Genomic DNA, 22,853 nt, shown 5'->3' with positions numbered 1-22,853 from the left:
GCGTCCGTCCGTCAGATTGGTGCGGCAAAGAACGCGGGGATCGGCTGGCCCTTCTCGCGCAACGCGAGGAAGGCTTCCGCTGCATCGAGCGCCTCCGCGATTGTCACGTCCATATCCATATATTTGTAGGAGCCGAGTCTGCCAACAAAACTTATGTTACTTTGGCTTTGGGCATACTCGACGTAGCGTTTGAGCATCGTCGTCTCGTTCACGAGGCGGATCGGGTAATAGGGCGTGTCGTCCTTGCCGCAAAAACGGCTGAACTCGTGATAGATCACCGTGTTTTCATGGCTTTCCCAGGGGGCGAAGTGCTTGTGCTCGGTGATCCGGGTGAAGGGCACGCTCTCGTCGGGGTAGCTCATCACGGCGCAACCCTGGAAATCGCCCTTGTGATGGCTTGCCTCGAAATCGAGCGTCCGATAGCCGAGTTGCCCAAGTTCATAGCCGAACCAGGCGTCGATCGGGCCCGAGCAGAAGACGTGGTCATAGCCCGCGCAATCGGCCTGCGTCATCTTGCGCCCGAGGGTGACGGAGATCCGCGGGTGGTCGAGGATGCGCGCGACCATCACCGTGTAGCCCTCGGCGGGGATGCCCTGGTGGCGGTGGTTGAAGTAGTTGTCGTTGTAGTTGAAGCGCACCGGCAGCCGCTTGAGCACCGAGGCGGGCAGCTCGCTCGGGTGCATGCCCCATTGCTTGATCGGATAGCCCTTGAAGAAGGCCTCGTAGAGCTCCTGGCCGAGGAAGCGCAGCGCCTGGTCCTGGAAGCTGCGGACCTCGGTGATCGTCTTGTCGGCGCGTTCGGTGATGAAGGCCTCGGCTTCGGCGGGGGAGAAGGTCTTGCCGAAGAACTGGTTGATCGTCAGCAGGTTGATCGGCAGCGAGAAGACGCGCCCGCCGGTGGTGGCCTTCAGCTGGGTGATATAGGGGCGGAAGTCGGCGTAATCGTTGACATAGGCCCAGACCCGCTCGTTGTCGGTGTGGAAGATGTGGGGGCCGTGCTTGTGCAGGGTGATCCCGGTCTGCGCATCCACCTCGGTATAGCAGTTGCCGGCGACATAGGGGCGGCTTTCGACGATGTCGACCTGATAGCCCGCCTCCGCGAGCTGGCGGCCGATCACGGCACAGGTCAGGCCGGCGCCGATGCCGAGGACACGGCCGCGGGGCTCGCCGCTCTGATCGGGGGTCACCTGGATCTCGGTCATCTTTTCCTCCTCAGCCGATCGCCCGCTTCAGCCGGTCGGCAAAGGGCCAGATCTTCGCCTTCACCGAATGCGGCAGCGCGCGCCAGACGGCGGAGCCGGTCTTCGCAAGCGCGCGGCGCGGCATCGACGGCGTCGCGGCCGGCTGTGCCGCGGGGAGCTGGGCATGGGCGGCAGCCGCCACCAGGCCGTGATAGCGCTGATCGAGGAAGCCGAAGAGGATGGTCTCGTACCACGGGGTCGTGCGCAGCGCCTCCCAGTAGTAATGCGACAGCGGGTTGAGCGTGTTGCGCCAGGGCTTGCCGATACCGGCGTAATGCACGATCGCCGGGTTCTCGAAGGTCTGGGCGTAGATCTGATGATCCTCGGGTGCGAGCTCGCCGGCGTGGCGATCGTCCATCCACAGCACGTTCCAGCGGCCGGGAATGAATTTCGTCTTGCCGAAGAGATACTTGTTCAGGATGTCCTGATCGAGGAACCAGTAGGTCTTGGTCGCGAGATCCTTGATCGCGGCGCGCAGCAGGCCGGTCTCGCGCAGCGCCTTGAGGTCCATCACCAGCGTGCCGGCCTGGAAATACTCGGAAACCGCGGGCTTGCCCTCGGGCGTCTTCATCCCAAGGTAATTCGCGACGTAGTCAGCGGAGGGCAGCGAGCCGGATTCGCGGATCGAGGGCACGCCCATCTTCGCGAAGGCCCGCATCACCATGTCGGGCGCCGCCGCGACCAGCGCACCGTCGAGATCGAGCTCGATCAGCGGGCTGACGTCGTCCACCACCACCATGTCGGTGTCGAGGAAGAGGATGCGGTCGCGCTTTTCCAGCAGGTCGGGCAGGCTCAGCCGGAAGAAGGTTGCCCGCGAGAAATAGCTGTGCACCGGCAGGTTGAGATGCTTGAAGCGCATGTCGATGAAGGAGAGCGCCGCATCGGGGCGTGCATGCAGCAGCTTTTGCAGCAGCCGGCGTTGCCCCGGCGCGATGCCACCGTCGAGCACGATGAAATCGACGAAATACTCGGGCGAGGTGGTCTCGAAGACGGAGCCGATCAGCGCGCCCAGATGCGGCACATAGGCGGCATCGCAGGAGGCGACGACGGTGAGCACCGGCTTGTCGGTCTGCGGCAGCTCCGGCTCCGCGGGATCGGGGGCGGTGTTGACGACGAAGACGAGGTTCAGCTCCTTGATCTTCAGATCGGGCTTCATCGCCTTCTGGCCGAGCACGAAGACGGTGAACAGCCGCTCGGCGATGTAGCCGACGGCGCGCGCCTCCTGCCAAGTGTAGTTCGAGACGTCGATCTCGGCGTCGAGCCGCTCGAGGATCGGGAACAGCCAGGCGCAATATTCCTCGAACACCGGGCGGGTGAAGAGGAACATGTTGTTCGGATAGAGCATGTGGCCCGACATCATCGCCTCGAAATGCGGGGCGTATTCAGGCGAGAGCTCGGCGACGATCCGGCCGGCGAGTTCGAGATCCTCGATATGGTGATGCGGCGCGGTCTGGTAATGCGCGCGCACCGAGGCGGGGCCGGCGCTCTGCACGTTGAAGGGGATCGGCAGCAGCATGTCATAGCCCTGCATCGCCCGTTCGATCGCCTCGGGGGTCAGGCCGAAATTGTCGATCAGATCGGTGTCGAGCGCGGGATGGTTGATCAGCCCGTGGCGGTCGACCTGCCGCGGCGTGTTCGGCGCGAAGTCGAAGTAGCGGCGATAATGCAGGAAGCCGAGAACGTCGGAGTCGTGGTCGTTCTTCCAGGCCCAGTAGATCCCGGTCATCTCGCAATAGGCGGGGTTACGCAGGGAGATGTTGTCGCCCTCGTCGTCGCGCAGGATCCCGAGATCGGTCTTCGAAGCCGCGGCTCCGACCTGGATCGGTTTGAGTACGTCGCTTTCGAAGATCTTCGCCGGAGCGAAATAATTCACGTAGATGGTAATCATAGGAGGAGGTCCATGGCCGCAACTGAGGTCTGGAATAAGGGCGCGCAGATCGCGCCCGCGGAAACATGTGCAGGGGCCGACGGACGGCTATCTTCTGGGGATCGGCATGTCATCTGAGAACAGTCTGCGTACGGAGCATCCATCTGGACCGGTTCTGAATACGGGACGCCACTCGCAAATCTTACACGGCACCGCCTGCAGGCAGAACCGACTTTGCCCTAACGCGTAAACGTCGTTCTCGCAAAATCGTAATACAAAGGGGAGGCTTTTTCTGCAAGTGCATTTACCCGACGGCATGCCGGTTACGGCAAGCCGCCGCTCATGCCGGGGGCAGCGGGGCGATCAGTTCGGCTCGCTCAGGATCTTGCGGTGGTAGCGATGCAGCAAAAGCATGCCGAGCGCACCGAAGATGAGCGAGAAGCCGTAGACATAGGCCTCCGACACATAGGCGCCGCCATAGGTGTCGTAGAAACCGACCCGGGTCATCATGATGAAATGCGTCGGCGGGATCATCAGCGCGAGGTTGCGGCCCTGCTCGGGCAGGTTGTCGACGAGATAGAGCACCCCCGAGACGAGGAACATCGGGCGGTTCAGCACCGACCAGATATATTGCCAGATCGGGAACATGCTCATCAGGTAGCAGTTGAGCAGCCCCATCGCCGTGCCGAGCGCCATGATCATGCCAAGCGCGCGCAGAAGCGCGATGTAGTCGATATTGACATGCACCCCGTCGATCACCATCGCGCCGGTGACCACGATGACGAAGATCACCACCTGGGTGATCACCGTCAGCATGAGGCGGGCGACGATCGCGTCGACATAGGTCACCGTCGGATAGGCGAGCAGCGGGCGCGAGAAGCGGATCGCGTTGCCGACATTGGCCGCGATCGCCTGATAGGCGGCCAGCGGCAGGAAGCCGGAGGCGTAGAACAGCACGAAGCTGGTGCCGAGCTGCGGGTGGCGCATGAACATGCTGAAGGCCACGGAAAGCAGGCCGATCGCGGCCACCGGTTCGGCGATCGCCCAGAAGTAGCCCCCCGGGGAGCGACCGTAGGTCGTCGACATTTCCCGCAGCATCAGCGCGAAGACGGCACGCGCCATCGGCAGGCGGCGTTTGCGCTGGGGCAGGGGAATGGAGGTTTCCGTCATCGCTCGACCGGCTTTGGCTGCAGGTTCTAGACTGGCGTGATTACGGTGTTTTCACTTGCAAAGCGAGAGATAAATCCGCATTGGTCCCTTCACTTGGTCGAGCATCCGGGGAGAAGCGCCATAAACAAGCGCATCGGAATCGAAAAGCGGGTCAGGGCACGCGTCCGTGAGAATGCGACCGCCGCATGGGAAAGCGCCGTCAAGACGATGCACGCGCCGGGCATGGCGCGGCCACGCTTGCGGCATCGGGCGATCTTCGTCAGCTTCCTCGTGATGGTGGTGGCGCCGGTGCTTTGCGCCGCCTTCTATCTCTACGTGATCGCCTCGGACCAATATGCCTCGAACATGGGCTTCACCGTGCGATCGGAGGAGATGAGCGCCTCGAGCGAACTGCTCGGCGGGCTTTCGCTGCTGACGCAGTCGCGCGCCTCGGACACCGATGTGCTTTACGAATTCATCCAGAGCCAGCCGATGGTGGAGCGGGTGAACCACCGCCTCGATCTGGCGAAGATGTTCTCGCGCCCGACCTTCGACCCGGTCTTCGCCTATCATTCCAGCGGCACGATCGAGGATCTCGTCGATTACTGGAAGCGGATGGTGAAGATCTCCTACGCGCCGGGTTCGGGGCTGATGGGGGTGCAGGTGCGCGCCTTCTCGCCCGAGGATTCGCAGGCGATCGCGCAGGCGATCGTCGATGAATCGACGGCGATGATCAACGATCTCTCGACCACCGCGCGCAGCGACGCCACGCGCTACGCGAAGGAAGAGCTCGACATCGCGCTGACCCGGCTGAAGGCCGCGCGCGAGGCGCTGACGAAGTTCCGCTCGACATCGCGCATCGTCGACCCCTCGGCCGATATCGCGGGGCAGATGGGGCTTTTGAGCTCGCTCGAGGCGCAGCTCGCCAGTGCCTATATCGACCTGAACACGGCGCTCGAGACCTCGAAGAGCGATGACCCGCGCATCACCCAGGGCCGGCGGCGGATCGACGTGATCCAGACCCTGATCGAGCAGGAACGCGCGAAATTCGGCATCGGTGGCGGCTCCGAGGACGGGGTGCAGGGCGATGTCGACTATCCCACGCTGATGGGCGAGTTCGAACGGCTCAGCGTCGATGTCGAATATGCGAACAAGGCCTATCTGGCGGCGATGGCCTCGCTCGACACCGCCAATGCCGAGGCGCAGCGCCAGAGCCGCTATCTCGCGACCTACGAACCCCCGAGCCTGCCCGAGGCGGCGCTTTACCCGCAACGTGCGATCCTCGTGCTCGTCTCCGCGCTCTTCCTGCTGCTGTTCTGGTCGATCGGTGTGCTGGTCTATTACAGCCTGCGCGACCGGCGCTGATCGCGATGATCCAGCTGCGGAACCTGAGCAAGAGCTTCCGTCTGAACGGCGTGACGAAGACGGTGGTGAAGAACGTCGACTTCACCTTTCCCACCGGGGAATCCGTCGCGCTGCTCGGCGGCAACGGCGCGGGCAAGTCGACGCTGCTGCGGATGATCGCGGGAACGGTGCTGCCCGATCGCGGGGAAATCGTGTCGACCGGCACGATCTCCTGGCCGGTGGGTTTTGCCGGCAGTTTCCACCCCGAGCTTTCGGGCGCGCAGAACGTCCGCTTCGTCGCGCGGATCTATGGTGTCGACACCGACGAGGCGATCCGCTTCGTGCGCGATTTCTCCGAGCTCGGGCAACATTTCTACCTGCCGACGCGGACCTATTCCTCCGGCATGCGCTCGCGTCTGGCCTTTGCCACCTCGATGGCGGTGCCCTTCGACACCTATCTGATCGACGAGATCATGGCGGTGGGCGACGCCGCCTTCAAAGGCAAGAGCCAGGCGCTTCTGCGCGAGCGGCTGACCAAGGCGGGGGCGGTGATCGTCTCGCACAACATGCGCGAGTTGCAGCGGCTCTGCACCTCGGGCGTGTTCATTGCCGACGGGCAGTTCTACTACTATCCGCAGGTCGAGAAGGCGATCGAGCATTACCGCGACGCGATGCGCGGCAAGCAGCCCGACGCGATCCTCTCCGACGAATGATCCCGGGCGCCGTTGCGCAAAGGCCGGGGGCAGCGTGCGCCCGGCTTGCGGTATCTTCACCCCGCCGCGGGAATTCTGGCGCAAATTGATGACCCGCGGAGACCTGTCATGGCCGATCAAACCCCGCTTCTGGGGCTGCCCTATATCCTGCCCTCGCAAGCCCAGAAACACGTCACCCATAACGAGGCGCTGAACCTGCTCGACACCGTCGTGCAGCTTGCCGTGCTCGACCGCACGCTCACCGCGCCGCCGTCCGCGCCGGTCGATGGCGATCGCTACATCGTCGCCGCGGGGGGCACCTCGGAATGGCAGGGGCATGACGGCGAGGTCGCGATGTGGCAGGCGAGCGCCTGGACCTTCGCGGTGCCGCGGCAGGGCTGGCAGGCCTGGGTGATCGCGGAGGAGACCTCGGTGCGGTTCGATGGCAGCGACTGGATCGTGCCGCCGCTCGCGCTCGACAATCTCGCCGGTGTCGGCATCAACGCGACGGCGGACGCGACGAACCGGCTTACCGTCTTTGCCGATGCGACGCTGCTCAGCCACGATGGCGGCGGGCATCAGCTGAAGATCAACAAATCGACCGTCTACGACACCGCGAGCCTGCTGTTCCAGACCTCCTGGTTCGGGCGGGCGGAGATGGGCACCGCGGGCAATGACCGCTTCGCGATCAAGGTGAGCGCAGATGGGTCGAGCTGGACGGAGGCGCTCTCCTTCGATGGCGCGACCGGCATCCCCGCCGGGGCGGCGGTGCAGCAAAGCGCCACGGACACCACCGCCGGCCGTCTGATGCGGGCGGATTACGGCTATGGGCCGGGCAATCTTCTGGGCACGGTCGCGCAGAGTGGCGGCGTGCCGCAGGGCGCGGTGATCGAGCGCGGCACCACGGCGAATGGCGAATATATCCGCCTCGCCGATGGCACGCAGATCTGTTTCGCGGTGCTTTCGGGCGGGTCGATCACCGCCTCGGGCAGCGGCACCTGGGCCGATCCCTATCGCAGCGCCGATCTGGGCTGGACCTTCCCCGCCGCCTTTTCTGTGGCGCCCGTGGTGCAGGCCAGTGCGATCCCGCCCGCGTCGCTCGCCGCCGCGCGCCGCCGCGCCGCCGCCTGCACCGGTGCGATCAGCGCCACCGCCGCGGCGCAGATCCATGTGGTGCGGCTGGGCGATGACGGCACTGCGGATGATTTCGGCATCGGCGTGACGGCGATCGGGCGCTGGTTCTGAGCTGGCTCAGAGACGACCGAGCAGCGCGGCGAGATAAAGCGAGATCTGGCCGCGCAGCCCCTGCCGATAAAGGCCGAGGTTGCGGATCCGGCGCAGCCGCTCAAGGGGTGGCGCCTTGCGCAGCGCCTCGAAGGCGTCGAGCAGCTGCCGCGCCTCTGGCGTGAGCAGGCGCTCGCTTTGGTGCAGGGCGGCGATGTTGATGTCGCACCATTCCCGGAACCGCCCCGAGGCAACCATCCGCGCCCGGCGCAGGGTCGCGGCAACACCGCGGTTCGCGCCGATCAGATTGCCGGCGTGCTGACGGTAAAGCATGTGCGGCACGTCGTCGAAAATGACGCGCGCGCCAAGGCCTGTCATGATCTGGTAGGCCCACCAATCATGCACCACGACATCTTCGGTGTTCAGCGCCGCAAGCCGAAGCTCTTCGGCGGCGGCGCGGTTGAACACCATCGTATTGCCGCCGGCGATGTTCTGCACCAGCGCGTGGCGGAAGCTCGCCGGTTTCGGCGCGCCACGCGACAGCCGCCGCTTGCCAAGGTCTTCGCCCACCTCCCAGGTTCGCCCGCAGTAAAGCGCCGGCTCCGCCCCGGGCAGGGCGCGCAGCTGGCGCACCGCCTCGGCAAGCTTTTCCGGCAGCCAGATGTCGTCCTGATCCGAGAGCGCGACGAAATCGGTCTCCACCGGCTGGGCGAGCAGATGCAGGAAATTGCGCGCAGCCCCCCGACAGGGCCCCTCGAGCAACTCCACGCCAAGATCGGGATGCGCCGCGGCGAATTCCGCCACCATCGCCCGGGTCGCATCGCGCGAGCCGTCGTCGCTGATCAGCACCCGGGTCGGCGGCAGGGTCTGGGCCGCAAAGCTTTCAAGCTGCGGGGCCAGCGCCGCCGCCCCGTTATAGCTCGCCATCAGCACGGTGACCGATGCCGGCCCCTCGGCCTTGTCCTGCATTGCCGTCAGTCTTCGATCAGCCGCAGCAGGTAGTCGCCGTAATCGTTCTTTCCGAACAGGCTCGCGCGCGAGCGCAGCGCCGCCGCGTCGATCCAGCCGTTCTGATAGGCGATCTCGTCGGGGCTGCCCGTCTGCATGCCCTGCCGCTTCTCCAGTGTGCGCACGAAATTGCCGGCGTCGAGCAGGCTGCCATGGGTGCCGGTGTCGAGCCAGGCATAGCCGCGGCCCATCTGCTGCACCTTCAGCAGCCCCTCGACGAGATACATCTCGAGCAGGGTGACGATCTCAAGCTCCCCGCGCGCGGAGGGCTTCACCCGTTTCGCGCGCTCGGGCGCGGTGCCGTCGAGGAAATAGAGCCCGGTCACCGCGTAGTTCGACGGCGGCACCGGCGGCTTCTCGATGATCGAGCGCACGCGGCCCTCGTCGTCGAAATCCACCACGCCATAGCGCTCCGGATCGGCGACGCGATAACCGAAGACGGTGCCCCCCGCCTCCTGCGCATTGGCATCGGCGAGCAGCCGCGACAGCGCGTGGCCGAAGAAGATGTTGTCGCCCAGCACCATCGCCGAGGGCGCCCCGTCGAGGAATTCCTCGGCCAGCAGATAGGCCTGGGCAAGACCATCGGGCGAGGGCTGCTCGATGAAGGTCAGGCTCAGCCCCCATTGGCTGCCATCGCCGAGGGTGCGCTTGAACTGCGCCTGATCCGCCGGCGTGGTGATCACCGCGATCTCGCGGATGCCCGCCAGCATCAGCACCGAGAGCGGGTAATAGATCATCGGCTTGTCGTAGACCGGGAGCAGCTGCTTCGACACGCCGAGCGTGATCGGATAGAGCCGCGTCCCCGAGCCGCCCGCGAGAATGATTCCCTTGCGCTTGGTCATGTCACACGTCCAATTCTTGCAATACTTTCGCCAAGCCCGATTTCCAGTCGGGCGCCGCGATTCCAAAATCGCGCATCAGCGCCGAACAGTCCATGCGACTGTTAAGCGGCCGGCGCGCGGGCGTCGGATAGGCCGAGGTCGGGATCCCCGTCACGGTGACCCTGCGCCCGGCCTGGGCAAAGATCTCGCGCGCGAAATCGGCCCAGCTCACTGCGGGCTGCCCGCAGAAGTGATAGATCCCCCCGGCATGGCCATCGGCGAGTGCCGCGCCCACCTGCAAAAGCGCCGCGGCAAGATCGGCCGCCGGGGTCGGCCCGCCGATCTGATCCTCGACCACCTCGATCTTGTCGCGCATCTGCGAGAGCCGCAGCATCGTCTTCACGAAGTTCTTGCCATGGGCGGAGAACATCCAGGAGGTGCGCAGGATCGCCGAACGCCCGCCGGCCGCGATCACGCCCTGCTCGCCGCGCAGCTTGGACCGGCCATAGGCGTTGAGCGGGCCGATCGGATCCTCGACGCGCCAGGGCGCCGCGCCCGCGCCGGAAAACACGTAATCGGTGGAGATATGCACGAAGGGGATGCCGCGATCGGCGGCCGCCCGGGCGATCGCCGCGGGGGCGATGCCATTGACGAGATCGGCGGTGACCTCGTCGTTTTCCGCCTGATCCACCGCGGTATAGGCCGCGGCATTGATGACGACATCGGCGTCGCAGGCGCGCACCAGTGCCGCGCAGGCATCCGGCTCCGTCAGATCGGCCTCGTCGCGGCCCAGCGCGGTCACCTCGGCCTGTCGCCGCAGTTCCGTCGCGGTCTGGCCGGACTTGCCGAAGACCAGAACCTTCATGCCTTGCCCAGCCGTTGCCCCACACCCTCGCGGTTTTGCAACGCGCGCCACCACGGTTCGTTGTCGAGATACCATTGCACGGTCTTCTCGAGCCCTTCCTCGACCGTCACGCTCGGCCGCCAGCCAAGCTCGGTGCGGATCCGCGTCGGGTCGATCGCATAGCGCGCGTCATGGCCGGGACGGTCGGTGACGAAGGTGATCTGGTCGGCATAGCTGCCCGCGGCCTTCGGCTGTTTCACGTCGAGGATCGCGCAGAGCGTCTTCACCAGTTCGAGGTTGGTGCGTTCGTTCTCGCCGCCGATGTTGTAGCTGCGCCCCACCGCGCCCTTTTCCACGACGAGGAGCAGCGCATCGGCGTGATCCTCGACATAGAGCCAGTCGCGGATATTCGAGCCGTCGCCGTAGATCGGCAGCGGCTTGCCCGCGAGCGCGTTGAGGATGATCACCGGGATCAGCTTTTCCGGGAAGTGGAACGGCCCGTAATTGTTCGAGCAATTCGTCAGCACCACCGGCAGGCCATAGGTCTCGTGCCAGGCGCGCACAAGGTGGTCGGACGAGGCCTTCGACGCCGAATAGGGCGAGCGCGGATCGTAGGGCGTGTCTTCTGTGAACTTGATCGCGGGATCGTTCGGCAGCGAGCCGAAGACCTCGTCGGTCGAGATGTGATGGAAGCGGAAGCTCTCTGGCCGGCCTTCGGCCTCCCAGTAGCTGCGCGCCGCCTGCAACATGTTGTAGGTGCCCATCACATTGGTCTCGACGAACACGCCGGGCCCGTCGATCGAGCGGTCGACATGGCTTTCGGCGGCGAGATGCATCACCGCATCGGGGCGGTGCTTCGCGAAGACCGCGGCGAGCGCGGCGGGATCGCGGATATCCGCCTGTTCGAAATGATAGAGCGGGCTTTGCGCCACCGAGGCGACGTTGTCGAGGCAGGCGGCATAGGTCAGCGCATCGAGATTGACCACTTCGTGGCCGCGCGAGATCGCCAGCCGCACCACCGCCGAGCCGATGAAGCCCGCACCGCCTGTCACCACTATTTTCATGCCAAACATCCTGTCTGTCGGGTCGCAAAAGGCTTAGCGGCGGGGCGACGAAACGTAAACACCCTAATCGCCGGGCTCAGCCCTGCCAGGTGAAGGGGCTCTCGAAATCGGCGAAAGACCCGGCGACGGCGTCCTTCGCCGAGAGCATCGGGGCGAGATCGCCAAGCCTCCAGTCGATGCCGAGATCGGGGTCGTTCCAGGCGATCGCCCCCTCGGTCTCGGGGAAATAATAGTCCGAGCATTTGTAGACGATCTCGGTGTCGGGGCTGCGGGTGACGAAACCATGCGCGAAGCCCGCGGGGACCAGCATCTGGCGCCCGTTCTCGAAGCTCAGCTCGGCGCCGAACCACTTGCCCCAGGTCGGGCTGCCGCGGCGGATGTCGACGGCCACGTCGAAGAGGCTGCCGCGCCCGCAGCGCACGAGTTTCGCCTGCGCATGGGGCGGCTTCTGGAAGTGCAGCCCCCGGATCGTGCCCGGTGTGGTCGAGAGGGAGTGATTGTCCTGCACGAAGCGGATGTCGATGCCCTGCTCCGCCATCGCCTTCACGCTGTAGCTCTCGCAGAAGAAACCGCGGCTGTCGCCGAAGCGGCGCGGGGTAATCAGTTTCACGCCCGGAAGCGGTGTATCCTCGACCAGCACGACAAGACCTTTCGCCTTGAAATTCCTTGTCGTTTCATAGCAAGCGCCGCCGCCCCTGTCACCCGTTCAGGACAGCAGGTCGTAATCATACCCGCCGATCGAAACCCAGATGTGCTCCTGCGGTTCGGCATCGACGAGCACCCAGAGCACCTGCCCCGTCGGCTCGTAGACGACATAGGCCTCGGCGCTGGCGGAGGAGCCGTCGGTCTCGTGCCATTCGACGGCGAGATCGTTCACATTCGCCCCGCGCATGTTGAAGACGAGCTCATCCTCGCTCGCGGTGTAATCGGTGACCCAGTCGGTGCCGGTCGCCGCATCGCCGTTGTGATAGAAACGGTCGTTGCCGGCGCCCCCGGTCAGCGTGTCGTTCTCCGCCGAACCGTAGATCGTGTCATTGCCGTCCCCGCCGTCGATCCGGTCGGCCCCGGTGCCGCCGATGATCAGATCGTTGCCGCCGTCGCCGGTGAGCGTATCGTTGCCGGCATCGCCCCGGATCGTGTCCGCCCCGAGCCCGCCCGAGATCACGTCGCCGTCGCGCCCGCCGCTGACCAGATCGTTCCCCGCGCCAAGCGTGATCTGGTCCGCCCCGGTGCCGCCGAGGACGACGTCATTGCCGGTGCTGGCGTCGATCACGTCATTGCCGGTGCCGCCGACGATCGTGTCGTCGCCGGTGCCGCCCCGCAGCGTGTCGTTGCCATATCCCCCCCAGAGGCGATCATTGCCGTCGCCTCCGATCAGCAGATCGGCGAGATCGCCGCTCGTCCGGCTGTCGGCGCCCCCGGTGAGCGTGTCGTTGCCCGCCCCCCCGGTGAGCGTATCGGCCCCCGCGCCGCCGTTCATCAGGTTGTTGCCGCCGGTATCGGTGAGCACGTCGTCGCCCAGCCCGCCCATCAGCGTGTCGTCGCCGGCCGCGTCGGTGATCGTGTCATTGCCCCAGGAGCCGTTCATCCAGTCATTGCCACCGCCGCCGTTCAGCACATCGTCGTCGGCCCCGCCCTCGAGCGTATCGTTGTCGGCTCCGCCATAGAGCGTGTCCCGCCCGGTGCCGCCATCGAGGCGGTCATTGCCGGTGCCGCCGTCGAGGTAGTCGTCGCCCGCGCCTCCGACGAGGATGTCGTTGTCGGCCCCGCCATAAAGCGAATCATTGCCATTGCCGCTCTTGAGCACGTCGCGCCCGTCGCCGCCGTTGAGATAGTCGTTCCCGGTGCGCCCGATCAGCGTGTCGTCGCCGACCCCCCCGAACAGCCTGTCATCGTGAGCGCCGCCATCGAGGTAGTCGTTCGATTCGGCCCCTACCAGCGTATCGTTGCCATCCGAGCCGGTGATCGTGTCGCCTCCGAGCGTGCCGTCGATCCGTTCGGAATTGCTCGTGCCGGTGATGATATCGCCGGGAAAGCTGCTCAGGATCATCACCCGGTCGGGGGAGCCGAGGTCGAGGCCGCTCCAGACATCGTCGAGGGTGAGCGGGCGACCGTTCTTCGAGACGACCTCGATCTCGTAGCCGAGATAGCTGATCAGGATGCCGGTCGCGGTCGGCGTCGCGGTCAGTTGCGCGGTCGAACGCAGCATCGGCAGGCCGCTCAGGTCGATCCGGTCGCCCGAACTGAAATCCATGATCACCTGCCGCCCGCTTTCGGGGCGCATCACGAAGATGTCGTCGCCCCGGCCGCCATGCAGCCAGGTCGTGCCCGGGCCGGAGACGAGGATGTCGTTGCCATCGCCGCCGTAAAGCGTGTCCGATCCGGTGGAATTCGAGATCAGCAAATCGTCGAGCGCGCTGCCATTGATCGCCGTGCTGCCGCGGCTGGCGCCATTGACGGTAAGCCCCTGCTGCGTGAGGTCGATCGAAAGCCGCGAGATGCCGGCCTCGGCCCCCGAGGCGACATAGATCTGGATCTCGTCGCCGACCACCTCGGCGGTGATCGCCTCGATGTTCTCGAGCCCGTAGCCGAGTTCCTGCGGCAGGGTCTGCATGAAGACGAGTCGCCCGTCTGGCAGCAGGGTGAACAGCGTCAGCCCGTCATCCGCCCCGCCCGCGATGATGAAGACGCGGTCGTCGACCACCAGCGTCTCGATCGCGGTGACGCCGTCGAAACGGGTGTCGAGCGAGTCGAGCAGATGGTCGGTCGGGACCAGCGCGCCACTGTCGGTGATCCGCAGGACCGAAATCGTCCCGCTTTCCGCCGCTCCGAGCAGCACGAAGGTCTCGCCATAGGCGGTGACGGTGCTCAGCGCGGTGGGGGTGTTGACGCCCAGCCCGTTGTCGGCGCCGACCGAGGTGACCTCGCGCAGCGTGCCGGCGGTGGTGACGGAATAGATCGTCACGCCCTGGGTCTCGCCATCGGCACGCAGCAGATACTGGGTGCCGTTCACGGTGACCGGTTCGAGCAGGATCGGATCGCAGCCGACGGTTCCGGTCGGGCTCGCGGTCGTGCCGATATGGTCGAAGGTGCCGTCCGAAAGCACGCGATAGGCATTGATCGAGCCGGTCGCGGCATCGGCGACATAGACGAGATCGCCGCTCGCCCGGTCGATCGTGGCGCAGCCCATCTGCGGCCCGGAGGCGACGGCACTGTCGAGCGAGGTGGCGCGCAGCGCACCGATCGCCTGCGTCGAGGACAGGCTGTAGCTGAGCAGATTGCCGGCGAGATTGGTGCCGACCACCAGCCGCTCCTCGCCCGAGACGGTGACGAAGTCGAGCGGCAGCCCCCCCATCAGCCGCATCGCGGAGGTGTAATAGGTGGTATCCACCACCGAGGGGTCGGCGTCGCTCGCGCTCAGCCGCCAGGAGACGAGGCCCCCGTTGTTGCCGGTCGACGAATAAAGATAGGTTCCTCGCGCCGTGGTCACGATCTCGAGTTGCCGAATGTCCGTATCGAGGAGTGCAAATCCCGAATCGAATCGGGAAACGAAATCGATCTGCATGTCCTGAACCCCGCTTTTCCCGCGGAGGAGGCTGCGGGGGGCGGGGGGCGCAATCGCGCTTGGATTCTGGACGAAATGAGGAGTTTATCCGCAATTTAGTTCAAGCGGTGCAGGCAAGCGGCGCGGTCCGGGGCGGAAACGGCCGGCCCTTGGCGGAACGATCTGGGCGGTTTGAAACCGCCAGGGATTGCCGTAAATCTTGGCCATGTCGTTTCGCTCTCTGCCCTCCTTCCCGCTGCGCGCCGGTCGCGTGCACGAGGTCTGCGGCCCCGCCGCGACGGCCTTCGCGGCGATTGCCGCGGCGCTCTCCGGCGGCCCCCTGCTCTGGGTGCGGGAGGGCTGGCAGGCGGAGGTGCTGAACCCCCTGGGGTTTCTGCCCTTCCTCGACCCTTCCACCCTGTTGCTTGCCCAGACGGCGACCCAGACCGACAGTCTCGCCACCGCCGAGGAGGCACTGAAGGATGGCGCCCTTCCCTTCGTGGTGCTCGAGATCACCCGGCCGCTCGATCTGCGCGAGGGGCGGCGCCTGCAGCTCGCGGCCCAGGCCGGCGGTGCGACGGGGCTCTGCATCATCCCCGAGGGGATGGGGTCGAACGCCGCCGAGACCCGCTGGCGCGCGCGCCCGCTCCTCGATGCCGGGCGGGAGGACTCGACTCTGATGCACTGGGAAAGTATCAAGAACAAATCAGGAACTCTTGGAGCCTGGCATGTTCGATGGGAACCGGAGGCGCATCGTCTGCATGTGGTTTCCCCGGTTGGCGAGCGACCGGGTTCTCCGCACGCGCCCGGTTGAGGGGCCCTTTGCCCTCGCGCAGCGGCTTGGCACGGCGGAGACGCTCGCCTGCCTGAACCTCGCGGCGGAACGCGCCGGGCTGCACCGGGGCATGCGGCTCGCCGATGCCCGCGGCTTCTGCCCCGATCTGCTGACCGCCCCCGCGCGCCCCGATCTCGACGCCCGCTTTCTGGCCGGGCTGCGGCGCTGGGCCGGGCGCTATTGCCCCTGGGTCGGGATCGAGGGCGATGACGGTCTGGTGCTCGACGTCACCGGGGCCACCCATCTTCTGGGCGGTGAGGCGGGGATGCTGGCCGACATGCGCGACCGGCTGGCGCAGATGCGGATCGGCTGTCACCTCGGCGTGGCAGCGACGCGGGGGGCGGCCTGGGCGCTGGCGCATTTCGGCGGCAGTGAATCGGATCTTGCCGCGCTGCCGGTGGCGGCGCTGCGCCTGCCCGCCGAGACGGTGACCGGGCTGCAACGCCTCGGTCTGCGCCGCATCGGCGATCTGACCGGTGCCGCCCGCGCGCCCCTTGCCCGCCGGTTCGGCCCCGAACTGCTGAGCCGGCTCGATCAGGCACTCGGGCGCTGCCCCGAGCCGATCACCCCCAAGGCCGAGCCGCCGCATTTCGCCACCCGCATGACCCTGCCCGAGCCGATCGGGCTGGTGGCCGATGTCATGGCGGCGCTCGAGCGGCTGCTCGCTCCGCTCTGCGCCCGGCTCAAGGCGCAGGAGATGGGCGCGCGGCGCCTCGCGCTTACCCTGCGCCGGGTCGATCAGGAAAGCCGGGAGGTCGAGCTGCGCCTCGCCGCGCCGATGCGCGATCCGGCGCGCATCCTGCCGCTTTTCGCGCGCGGCGTGGCGGAGGTGGATGCGGGCTTCGGCATCGACCAGATCCGCCTCGAGGCCACGCAGGTCGAACCGCTGCCGGTGGCGCAGATCGGCGCCCCCCGCAGCGCGGCAAGCCCCGACCGGATCGCCGATCTCGTCACCCGGATCGGCACGCGGATCGGGCTCGAGAACATCCAGCGCTTCCTGCCCGCCGACAGCCACATCCCCGAGCAGGGCTTCCTGATCGCCCCCGCTGCCCACAGCCGCCCCGAAACCGGCTGGAGCACGCCGCGGCCGCGCCCGATCCGGCTGTTTCCGCCCGAACCGATCATGGCCACCGGCTCCGAGCCGCCCGCGCGTTTCCGCTGGCGGCGGATGAGCTTTGTCACCGGGCGCGCCACCGGGCCCGAGCGGATCGCGCCGGAATGGTGGATGGCGGACGAGGCCTGGCGCAGGGGGCTGCGCGATTACTGGAAGATCGAAACGCGCGAGGGGCGGCGGCTCTGGCTCTTCTTCACCCCGCAGAACCCCGGCTGGTTCGTGCAGGGGGAATTCGCATGACCCCCGCCTATGCCGAGCTTTGCGTGACCTCGAATTTCACCTTCCTCACCGGCGCCTCGCATCCCGAGGAGCTGGTGGCGCGCGCGGCCGAGCTTGGCCTTGCCGCGATCGCGATCACCGACCGCAATTCGCTGGCCGGGGTGGTGCGGGCCTGGTCGGCGCTGAAGACGCTGCGCGCCGAGGCGCCCGAGGCCCCCTTGCCGCGGCTGATCGTGGGGGCGCGGCTCGTGCTGCGCGACAGCCCGCTCGACTGGCTCGCGCTGCCCTGCGATCGCGCCGCCTATCATCGCCTCGCGCAGCTGCTCACGCTGGGCAAGCGGCGCGCGGGCAAGGCCGAATGCGATCTCGATCTCGCCGATCTCGAGGCGGGGGCCGCGGGGATGATCCTGATCGCGCTGCCGCCGCCCGGTCCGCCAGGGGCCGATCTCGCGCCGCCGCTGCAGCGGCTCGCGCGGCGCTTTCCCGGCCATGTCTTCCTTGGCGCCGCGCCGCGTTACGACGGCTCGGATCAGGCCTGGTTCGACACCTGCGCCGCGCTCGCGCTGCGCGCCTCGACGCCGATGGTGGCGGTGGGCGAGGTGCTGATGCATCGCGCCGCGCGCCGGCCGCTGGCCGATGTGCTCACCTGCCTGCGCGAGGGGATCACGATCGACGCGATCGGCACCCGCGCCCTGCCCAATGCGGAGCGCCGGCTGAAGGGCGCGCCCGACATGGCGCGGCTGTTCCGCCGCCACCCCGCCGCGATCCGCCGCACGCTCGAGATCGCGGCGCGCTGCAGTTTCGATCTTTGCGAGCTCAGCTATGAATACCCCGACGAGATCAGCGACGGCGAAAGCCCCGACGCGCGGCTCGAACGCCTTGCCCGCGCGGGGCTTGCGCGGCGCTACCCCGGGGGTGCCACGCCGCGGGTGCATGCGCTGCTCGAAAAGGAGCTCGCCCTCGTGCGGGAGCTGAAATTCCCCGCCTATTTCCTCACCGTCCACGACATCGTCGCCGAGGCCCGCGCCCGCGGCATCCTGTGCCAGGGCCGTGGCTCGGCGGCGAATTCGATCCTGTGCTACCTGCTCGGCATCACCGATGTCTCCCCCGACATGATCGGCATGGTGTTCGAGCGCTTCATCTCGCGCCACCGCGGCGAGCCGCCCGATATCGACGTCGATTTCGAGCATGAGCGGCGCGAGGAGGTGATCCAGTGGATCTACGCGCGCTACGGTCGCCACCGCGCGGGCCTCTGCGCCACGGTGATCCATTTCCGCTCCCGCGCCGCGATCCGCGAGGTGGGCAAGGTGATGGGGCTTTCGGCCGATCTCACCGCCGCGCTCTCGGGCCAGATCTGGGGGATGTCGAACGGTGGCGCCGATCCCGCGCGGATCCGCGAGCTTGGCCTGAACCCCGACGACCGCCGCCTTGCGCTGACGATTCAGCTCATCCGCGAGATCATCGGTTTCCCGCGCCACCTGAGCCAGCATGTCGGCGGTTTCATCATCACCCGCGGCCGGCTCGATGCGCTTTGCCCGATCGAGAATGCCGCGATGGAGGGGCGCACCTGCATCGAATGGGACAAGGACGACATCGACGCGCTGGGCATCCTCAAGGTCGACATCCTCAGCCTCGGCATGCTGACCTGCCTGCGCAAGAGCTTCGATCTGCTCGCCGCGCATGAAGGCATCCGCCACCGCCTCGACACCGTGCCGCAGGAAGACCCGGCGACCTATGCGATGCTGCAGCGTGCCGATGCGGTCGGCGTGTTCCAGGTGGAAAGCCGGGCGCAGATGAACTTCCTGCCGCGGATGAAGCCCGCCACCTTCTACGATCTGGTGATCGAGGTGGCGATCGTGCGCCCCGGGCCGATTCAGGGCGGAATGGTGAAACCCTATATCCGCCGCCGCCAGGGGCTCGAGGCGCCCGAGCCCTTCGGCCCCGCCCTTGCCGCGGTGACGGCGAAGACGCTCGGCGTGCCGCTCTTTCAGGAACAGGCGATGCAGATCGCCGTCGTCGGTGCGGGCTATTCGGCGGAGGAGGCCGACCAGCTGCGCCGCTCGCTCGCCTCCTTCCGGCGGATGGGCACGATCGGCGCGCATCGCGCGCGGTTCATCGCCGGGATGCTGACGAACGGCTATCCGAGCGAAGTGGCTGAGGCCTGTTTTTCGCAGATCGAGGGCTTTGCCGATTACGGCTTTCCCGAAAGCCATGCGGCGGCTTTCGCGATGCTGACCTATGTCTCCTCCTGGCTGAAATGCCACCATCCGGCGGTCTTCGCCTGCGCGCTGCTGAACAGCCAGCCGATGGGGTTTTATGCCCCCGCGCAGATCGTGCGCGACGCGCGCGAGCATGGCGTCGAGGTGCGGCCGGTCTGCGTGAACCATTCGCAATGGGACAATACGCTCGAACGCCGCGCCGACGGGCGGCTGGCGCTGCGCCTCGGCTTTCGCCAGATCCGCGGCTTTCGCGCCGAGGAGGCGGGCTGGATCGCTGCGGCGCGCGGCAATGGCTACCCCGATCCGGAAAGCCTCTGGCTGCGCGCCGGGGTGCAGCCGCCCGCGCTTGAACGCCTCGCCGAGGCGGATGCCTTCGCCGGTCAGGGGCTGACGCGGCGCGATGCGCTCTGGGCGGTGCGCGCGATCCGGGCGCCCGCGCCGCTGCCGCTCTTCTCCGATCCGCTCGACGGCGAGGGGCTACGCGAGCCGCGCGTGGCCCTGCCGCCGATGCATCTCGGCGAGGAGGTGGTCGAGGATTACGTCGCCTTGCGGCTGACGCTGCGCGCCCATCCGATGGAGCTTCTGCGGCCGCTGATCGCCGGGCTCACGCCGCATCAGCAGCTGACCGAGGCGCCGCCCGGGCGCTGCGCCGTCTGCGGCCTCGTGATCACCCGTCAGCGGCCGGGCACCGCCTCGGGCGTCATCTTCCTGACCCTCGAGGACGAGACCGGCGTTTCGAACATCGTCGTCTGGCCAAAGGTCTATGCGCAGTTCCGTCGTGCAGTGATGGGCGGGCGGCTGCTGCGCGTCACCGGGCGGCTCGAGCGCGAGGGTCTCGTCGTGCATCTGATCGCCGAGCGGATCGAGGATCTCTCGCATCGGCTTTCGGAGCTTGGGCACCCGCTTGACGAGGCGATCGGCGTCACGCGGCCCCAGGCCGACGACGCGCCCCGCCCGCCGCGAGCACCGCCCCGCGCGCGCCATCCGCGCGAACAGGCAAAACGCCTGTTCCCCAGCCGGGATTTCCACTGAGACCTGCCGGCCCGCCGTCAATCCATGTAAAGGCCGCCGTTCACATGGATGACCTCGCCGGTGATGAAGCTCGCGGCCGGCCCCGCCAGGAACAGGATCGCTTGGGCGACCTCCTCGGCGGTTCCGAATCGCGCGAGCGGGGTGGCCGCCCGCAGCGCCGCGCCGCGTTCGGCGAGCAGATCGCGCGTCATCTGCGTTTCGATGATGCCGGGGGAGACGGCGTTGACCCGGACCTGCGGGGCGAGCTCCTGCGCGAGGGAGCGCGTCAGGCTGAGCAGCGCGCCCTTCGTCGCCGCGTAATGCGCATGGCGCGGGCTGCCGCGATGGGCCGCGATCGAGGTCAGGTTCACGATCGCCGCGCCCGGGTTCAGCGCGGGCAGGGCGGTGTGGATGAGATGGAAGATCGCGTCGAGATTGATCTCCATCGTCTCGCGCCAGTCCTGCGCGCTCATCTCGGCAAAGGCGCGGTCGCGGTAGATGCCTGCCGCCGGGATCAGCGCGTCGATGCCGCCAAAGCGCGTGCGGGCCAGCGCCACCAGCGCCGCGGCATTCTCCGGGTCGCGCACGTCCCCGGCGAGCGTCGCGCAACGCCCGGCGCCGATCTGCGCGCAAAGCGCGTCGAGCGCCTCCGCACCGATGTCGCCCAGCACGAGCTTTGCCCCCTGCGCCGCGGCCTGCAGCGCGACGGCCGAGGCGATGGCGCCGGTCGCGCCGGTGATGACGAGGGTCTTGCCCTCGAATCCGTCGGTCATCTCAGTCCTCCCTGATGTCTGTCCCGCGCGAGTCCTGGATCTGCAGGCGCGTGCGGCGGATATGGCTGCGCAGCATCTGCTCGCCTTCCTCGGCATCGCGCCGGCGGATCGCCTCGAGGATCAGCCGGTGCTCGTAATGGATCACCCATTGCCCCTCGCCACCGATCAGCCGGGTATAGGCGCGGCGATAGTGCTGGGTCGTGTTCCAGAACCGCTCGATCATCGCGAGCAGCGTCGGCATCTGTGCGCCGGCGTAGCTCTCGAGGTGGAACTCGCGGTCGAGGCGGAGGAAATCCTCGACCTCGCGCGTGGCGTCGATCGCGTCGACGAGGGCGGCGAGCCGGTCGATCTGTTCTTCCGACAGGTGCGGGATACTTTCGCCAAGCGCGAGCGGCTCGATCCGCTCGCGGATCTTGTAGATCTCGTTGCATTCCGCCGGGTCGATCCGCGCGATCCAGGCGCCGCTGTTGGGCACGAGCGTGATGAGCCCCTGCGTCTCCAGATCCTTCAGCGCCTCGCGCACCGGGATCCGGCTGGTGCCGAAGCGCTCGGCCAGTTCCTCCTGCCGGATCCGCGTGCCCGGGGCATAGACGCCCGACAGAATCGCGCTGCGCAGATCCGCCATGATCGCCGCGCTGAGCGTGGCGCTGTCCTGCTCTTTGCCCGATGTCGACATTCGGCTCCTCCTCTTTCGAATTTGTCTACATCAATGTGTAGGTGAAATGCAATTGTATCCAATGATAAGGCTTTTGCGCGGATTTGCGAGGTAAAATCGCGGAACTTTGCATTTAATGTTGACATATATGTTTTGCGCGCGCCAATAGTGTATCCAATCCAGCTGCCGGGAGGGGTGGCGCAGGATCGAGGGAGGACATATGACTCGGACCGTATCCGCGGCGCGGCGTTTTGCTGCGCCCAGTCAGGAACAGATCGTTCTTGTCGCCATTCTGATTGCGACCGCGATCTTCGCCGTGCTGCTGCCGACGTTTCTGACGCTTGGCAATATCTTCGCGCTCGCCCGCAGCATCTCGATCCTCGGCATCCTGTCGCTCGGCATGGGGATCGTGGTGATCGCGCGCGGCGTCGACCTGTCGCAGATCGCGATCATGGCCTCGACGGCGGGGATCACTGCGGTGATGCTCAACTCCGGCGTGCCGCTGGTGGCCGCGCTTGTCGCGGGGCTTGCCCTGGCGCTCGCGATCGGGGCGCTGAACGGCTTCATGATCGCCTATGTCGAGATCCCCGCGCTGTTCGCCACGCTCGCCTCGGGGCTGCTCGTCGTGGGCGTCACCCGCGCCCTGGTGATGCCGCAGCTGCTCGTCTATCTCAACGATGGCGAGACCTTCGTCGGCAAGCTTGGCGAAAACCTGTCCTGGGGGCTGCCGGTGCCGCTGATCGTCTTTGCCGTGCTGGCGCTCCTCGTACATCTGTTCCTGTCGCATACCACCGTCGGGCGCTTCATCTATGCGCATGGCGACAATGCCGATGCGGCGCGGATGACCGGGATCTCGGTGCGGCCGCTGACCATGCTCGAATATGCGGTCTCGGGGGCGATCGGCTATGTCGGCGGGCTCGTCATGCTCGGCTCGACCAGTCTGATGCATTTGCAGGTCGTCGACAGCACGCTGATCTTCGACGTGATCCTGGTCGTGGTGCTTGGCGGGATCAGCCTCGTCGGCGGGCGCGGTTCGGTCGGCAGCGTGCTGGTCGGAGCGCTGCTGATCGGGGTGCTGCTCAACGGCATGACCATTCTCAATCTCGACACCCAGACGCAGGACATCTGCAAGGGCGTCGTGTTGCTCGCGGCGATCGTGATCGACAGCTTCCTGCATCGCAAGGACGACGAGACCGCGAAACAGGGTGAATGACCCCCGGGAGGAGGGG

18 protein-coding genes are annotated in these 22,853 nt (G+C 66.9%); 7 read left to right on the top strand and 11 right to left on the bottom strand.

Annotated elements, in window-relative coordinates; all coding sequences use genetic code 11:
- Positions 1-11: 11 nt before the first annotated feature.
- The 3 genes from glf to AB7U46_RS00250 form a co-directional block, all read right to left on the bottom strand.
- Positions 12-1,202, bottom strand: coding sequence for a UDP-galactopyranose mutase (glf, locus tag AB7U46_RS00260; protein ID WP_428334918.1), 1,191 nt, complete (start codon positions 1,200-1,202; stop codon positions 12-14).
- 10 nt (positions 1,203-1,212) lie between these two features.
- The gene (locus AB7U46_RS00255) at positions 1,213-3,129 is read right to left on the bottom strand and encodes a DUF4422 domain-containing protein (protein WP_428334917.1); all 1,917 of its coding nucleotides are present in this window, start codon (positions 3,127-3,129) and stop codon (positions 1,213-1,215) included.
- A gap of 342 nt (positions 3,130-3,471) precedes the next feature.
- Positions 3,472-4,278 (bottom strand): ABC transporter permease, encoded by an 807-nt coding sequence (locus AB7U46_RS00250; protein ID WP_428334916.1) that lies wholly within the window; start codon positions 4,276-4,278, stop codon positions 3,472-3,474.
- 222 nt (positions 4,279-4,500) lie between these two features.
- Here AB7U46_RS00250 and AB7U46_RS00245 point away from each other — a divergent pair, with 222 nt between their 5' ends.
- The 3 genes from AB7U46_RS00245 to AB7U46_RS00235 all read left to right on the top strand — a co-directional run bounded on the left by AB7U46_RS00245 (position 4,501) and on the right by AB7U46_RS00235 (position 7,538).
- A complete protein-coding gene (locus AB7U46_RS00245) occupies positions 4,501-5,622 on the top strand; it encodes a sugar transporter (protein ID WP_428334915.1) in 1,122 nt (373 codons plus the stop codon).
- A gap of 5 nt (positions 5,623-5,627) precedes the next feature.
- Positions 5,628-6,314 (top strand): ABC transporter ATP-binding protein, encoded by a 687-nt coding sequence (locus AB7U46_RS00240; protein WP_428334914.1) that lies wholly within the window; start codon positions 5,628-5,630, stop codon positions 6,312-6,314.
- Between the two features lie 108 nt (positions 6,315-6,422).
- Positions 6,423-7,538, top strand: a complete 1,116-nt coding sequence (locus tag AB7U46_RS00235; protein WP_428334913.1) for a DUF2793 domain-containing protein — start codon at positions 6,423-6,425, stop codon at positions 7,536-7,538.
- A gap of 6 nt (positions 7,539-7,544) precedes the next feature.
- Here AB7U46_RS00235 and AB7U46_RS00230 read toward each other — a convergent pair whose 3' ends face one another.
- From AB7U46_RS00230 to AB7U46_RS00205, 6 genes are all read right to left on the bottom strand, one after another.
- Complete coding sequence (locus AB7U46_RS00230) at positions 7,545-8,486, bottom strand: glycosyltransferase family 2 protein (protein WP_428334912.1); 942 nt, start codon at positions 8,484-8,486, stop codon at positions 7,545-7,547.
- A gap of 5 nt (positions 8,487-8,491) precedes the next feature.
- The gene (gene rfbA, locus AB7U46_RS00225) at positions 8,492-9,367 is read right to left on the bottom strand and encodes a glucose-1-phosphate thymidylyltransferase RfbA (protein ID WP_428334911.1); all 876 of its coding nucleotides are present in this window, start codon (positions 9,365-9,367) and stop codon (positions 8,492-8,494) included.
- Between the two features lies 1 nt (position 9,368).
- Positions 9,369-10,211, bottom strand: a complete 843-nt coding sequence (rfbD, locus tag AB7U46_RS00220) for a dTDP-4-dehydrorhamnose reductase (protein WP_428334910.1) — start codon at positions 10,209-10,211, stop codon at positions 9,369-9,371.
- Positions 10,208-11,254 carry a dTDP-glucose 4,6-dehydratase gene (rfbB, locus tag AB7U46_RS00215; RefSeq protein WP_428334909.1) on the bottom strand — a complete coding sequence of 349 codons (1,047 nt, stop codon included), beginning with the start codon at positions 11,252-11,254 and terminating at the stop codon, positions 10,208-10,210. The genes rfbD and rfbB overlap by 4 nt, the downstream gene beginning before the upstream one ends.
- 76 nt (positions 11,255-11,330) lie before the next feature.
- Positions 11,331-11,894, bottom strand: coding sequence for a dTDP-4-dehydrorhamnose 3,5-epimerase (gene rfbC, locus AB7U46_RS00210; protein WP_428334908.1), 564 nt, complete (start codon positions 11,892-11,894; stop codon positions 11,331-11,333).
- Positions 11,895-11,960: 66 nt separating this feature from the next.
- The gene (locus AB7U46_RS00205; protein ID WP_428334907.1) at positions 11,961-14,819 is read right to left on the bottom strand and encodes a calcium-binding protein; all 2,859 of its coding nucleotides are present in this window, start codon (positions 14,817-14,819) and stop codon (positions 11,961-11,963) included.
- A 205-nt stretch (positions 14,820-15,024) separates the two neighbouring features.
- Here AB7U46_RS00205 and AB7U46_RS00200 point away from each other — a divergent pair, with 205 nt between their 5' ends.
- The 3 genes from AB7U46_RS00200 to AB7U46_RS00190 are packed head-to-tail and all read left to right on the top strand — an operon-like array spanning position 15,025 to position 20,217.
- Complete coding sequence (locus tag AB7U46_RS00200; RefSeq protein ID WP_428334906.1) at positions 15,025-15,612, top strand: ImuA family protein; 588 nt, start codon at positions 15,025-15,027, stop codon at positions 15,610-15,612.
- Entirely contained in the window at positions 15,527-16,987 is a 1,461-nt protein-coding gene (locus tag AB7U46_RS00195; protein WP_428334905.1) for a Y-family DNA polymerase, read from the top strand. The genes AB7U46_RS00200 and AB7U46_RS00195 overlap by 86 nt, the downstream gene beginning before the upstream one ends.
- Complete coding sequence (locus AB7U46_RS00190; protein WP_428334904.1) at positions 16,984-20,217, top strand: error-prone DNA polymerase; 3,234 nt, start codon at positions 16,984-16,986, stop codon at positions 20,215-20,217. The genes AB7U46_RS00195 and AB7U46_RS00190 overlap by 4 nt, the downstream gene beginning before the upstream one ends.
- Positions 20,218-20,234: 17 nt before the next feature.
- Here AB7U46_RS00190 and AB7U46_RS00185 read toward each other — a convergent pair whose 3' ends face one another.
- Positions 20,235-20,969, bottom strand: a complete 735-nt coding sequence (locus tag AB7U46_RS00185) for an SDR family NAD(P)-dependent oxidoreductase (RefSeq protein WP_428334903.1) — start codon at positions 20,967-20,969, stop codon at positions 20,235-20,237.
- A gap of 1 nt (position 20,970) precedes the next feature.
- A complete protein-coding gene (locus tag AB7U46_RS00180) occupies positions 20,971-21,645 on the bottom strand; it encodes a GntR family transcriptional regulator (protein ID WP_428334902.1) in 675 nt (224 codons plus the stop codon).
- A 199-nt stretch (positions 21,646-21,844) separates the two neighbouring features.
- Here AB7U46_RS00180 and AB7U46_RS00175 point away from each other — a divergent pair, with 199 nt between their 5' ends.
- The gene (locus tag AB7U46_RS00175) at positions 21,845-22,837 is read left to right on the top strand and encodes an ABC transporter permease (RefSeq protein ID WP_428334901.1); all 993 of its coding nucleotides are present in this window, start codon (positions 21,845-21,847) and stop codon (positions 22,835-22,837) included.
- Positions 22,838-22,853 lie beyond the last annotated feature (16 nt).

This window comes from Paenirhodobacter sp., from assembly GCF_050177655.1.
Lineage (GTDB): Bacteria > Pseudomonadota > Alphaproteobacteria > Rhodobacterales > Rhodobacteraceae > Rhodobacter.
This window is presented reverse-complemented; position numbering and strand designations above follow the sequence as displayed.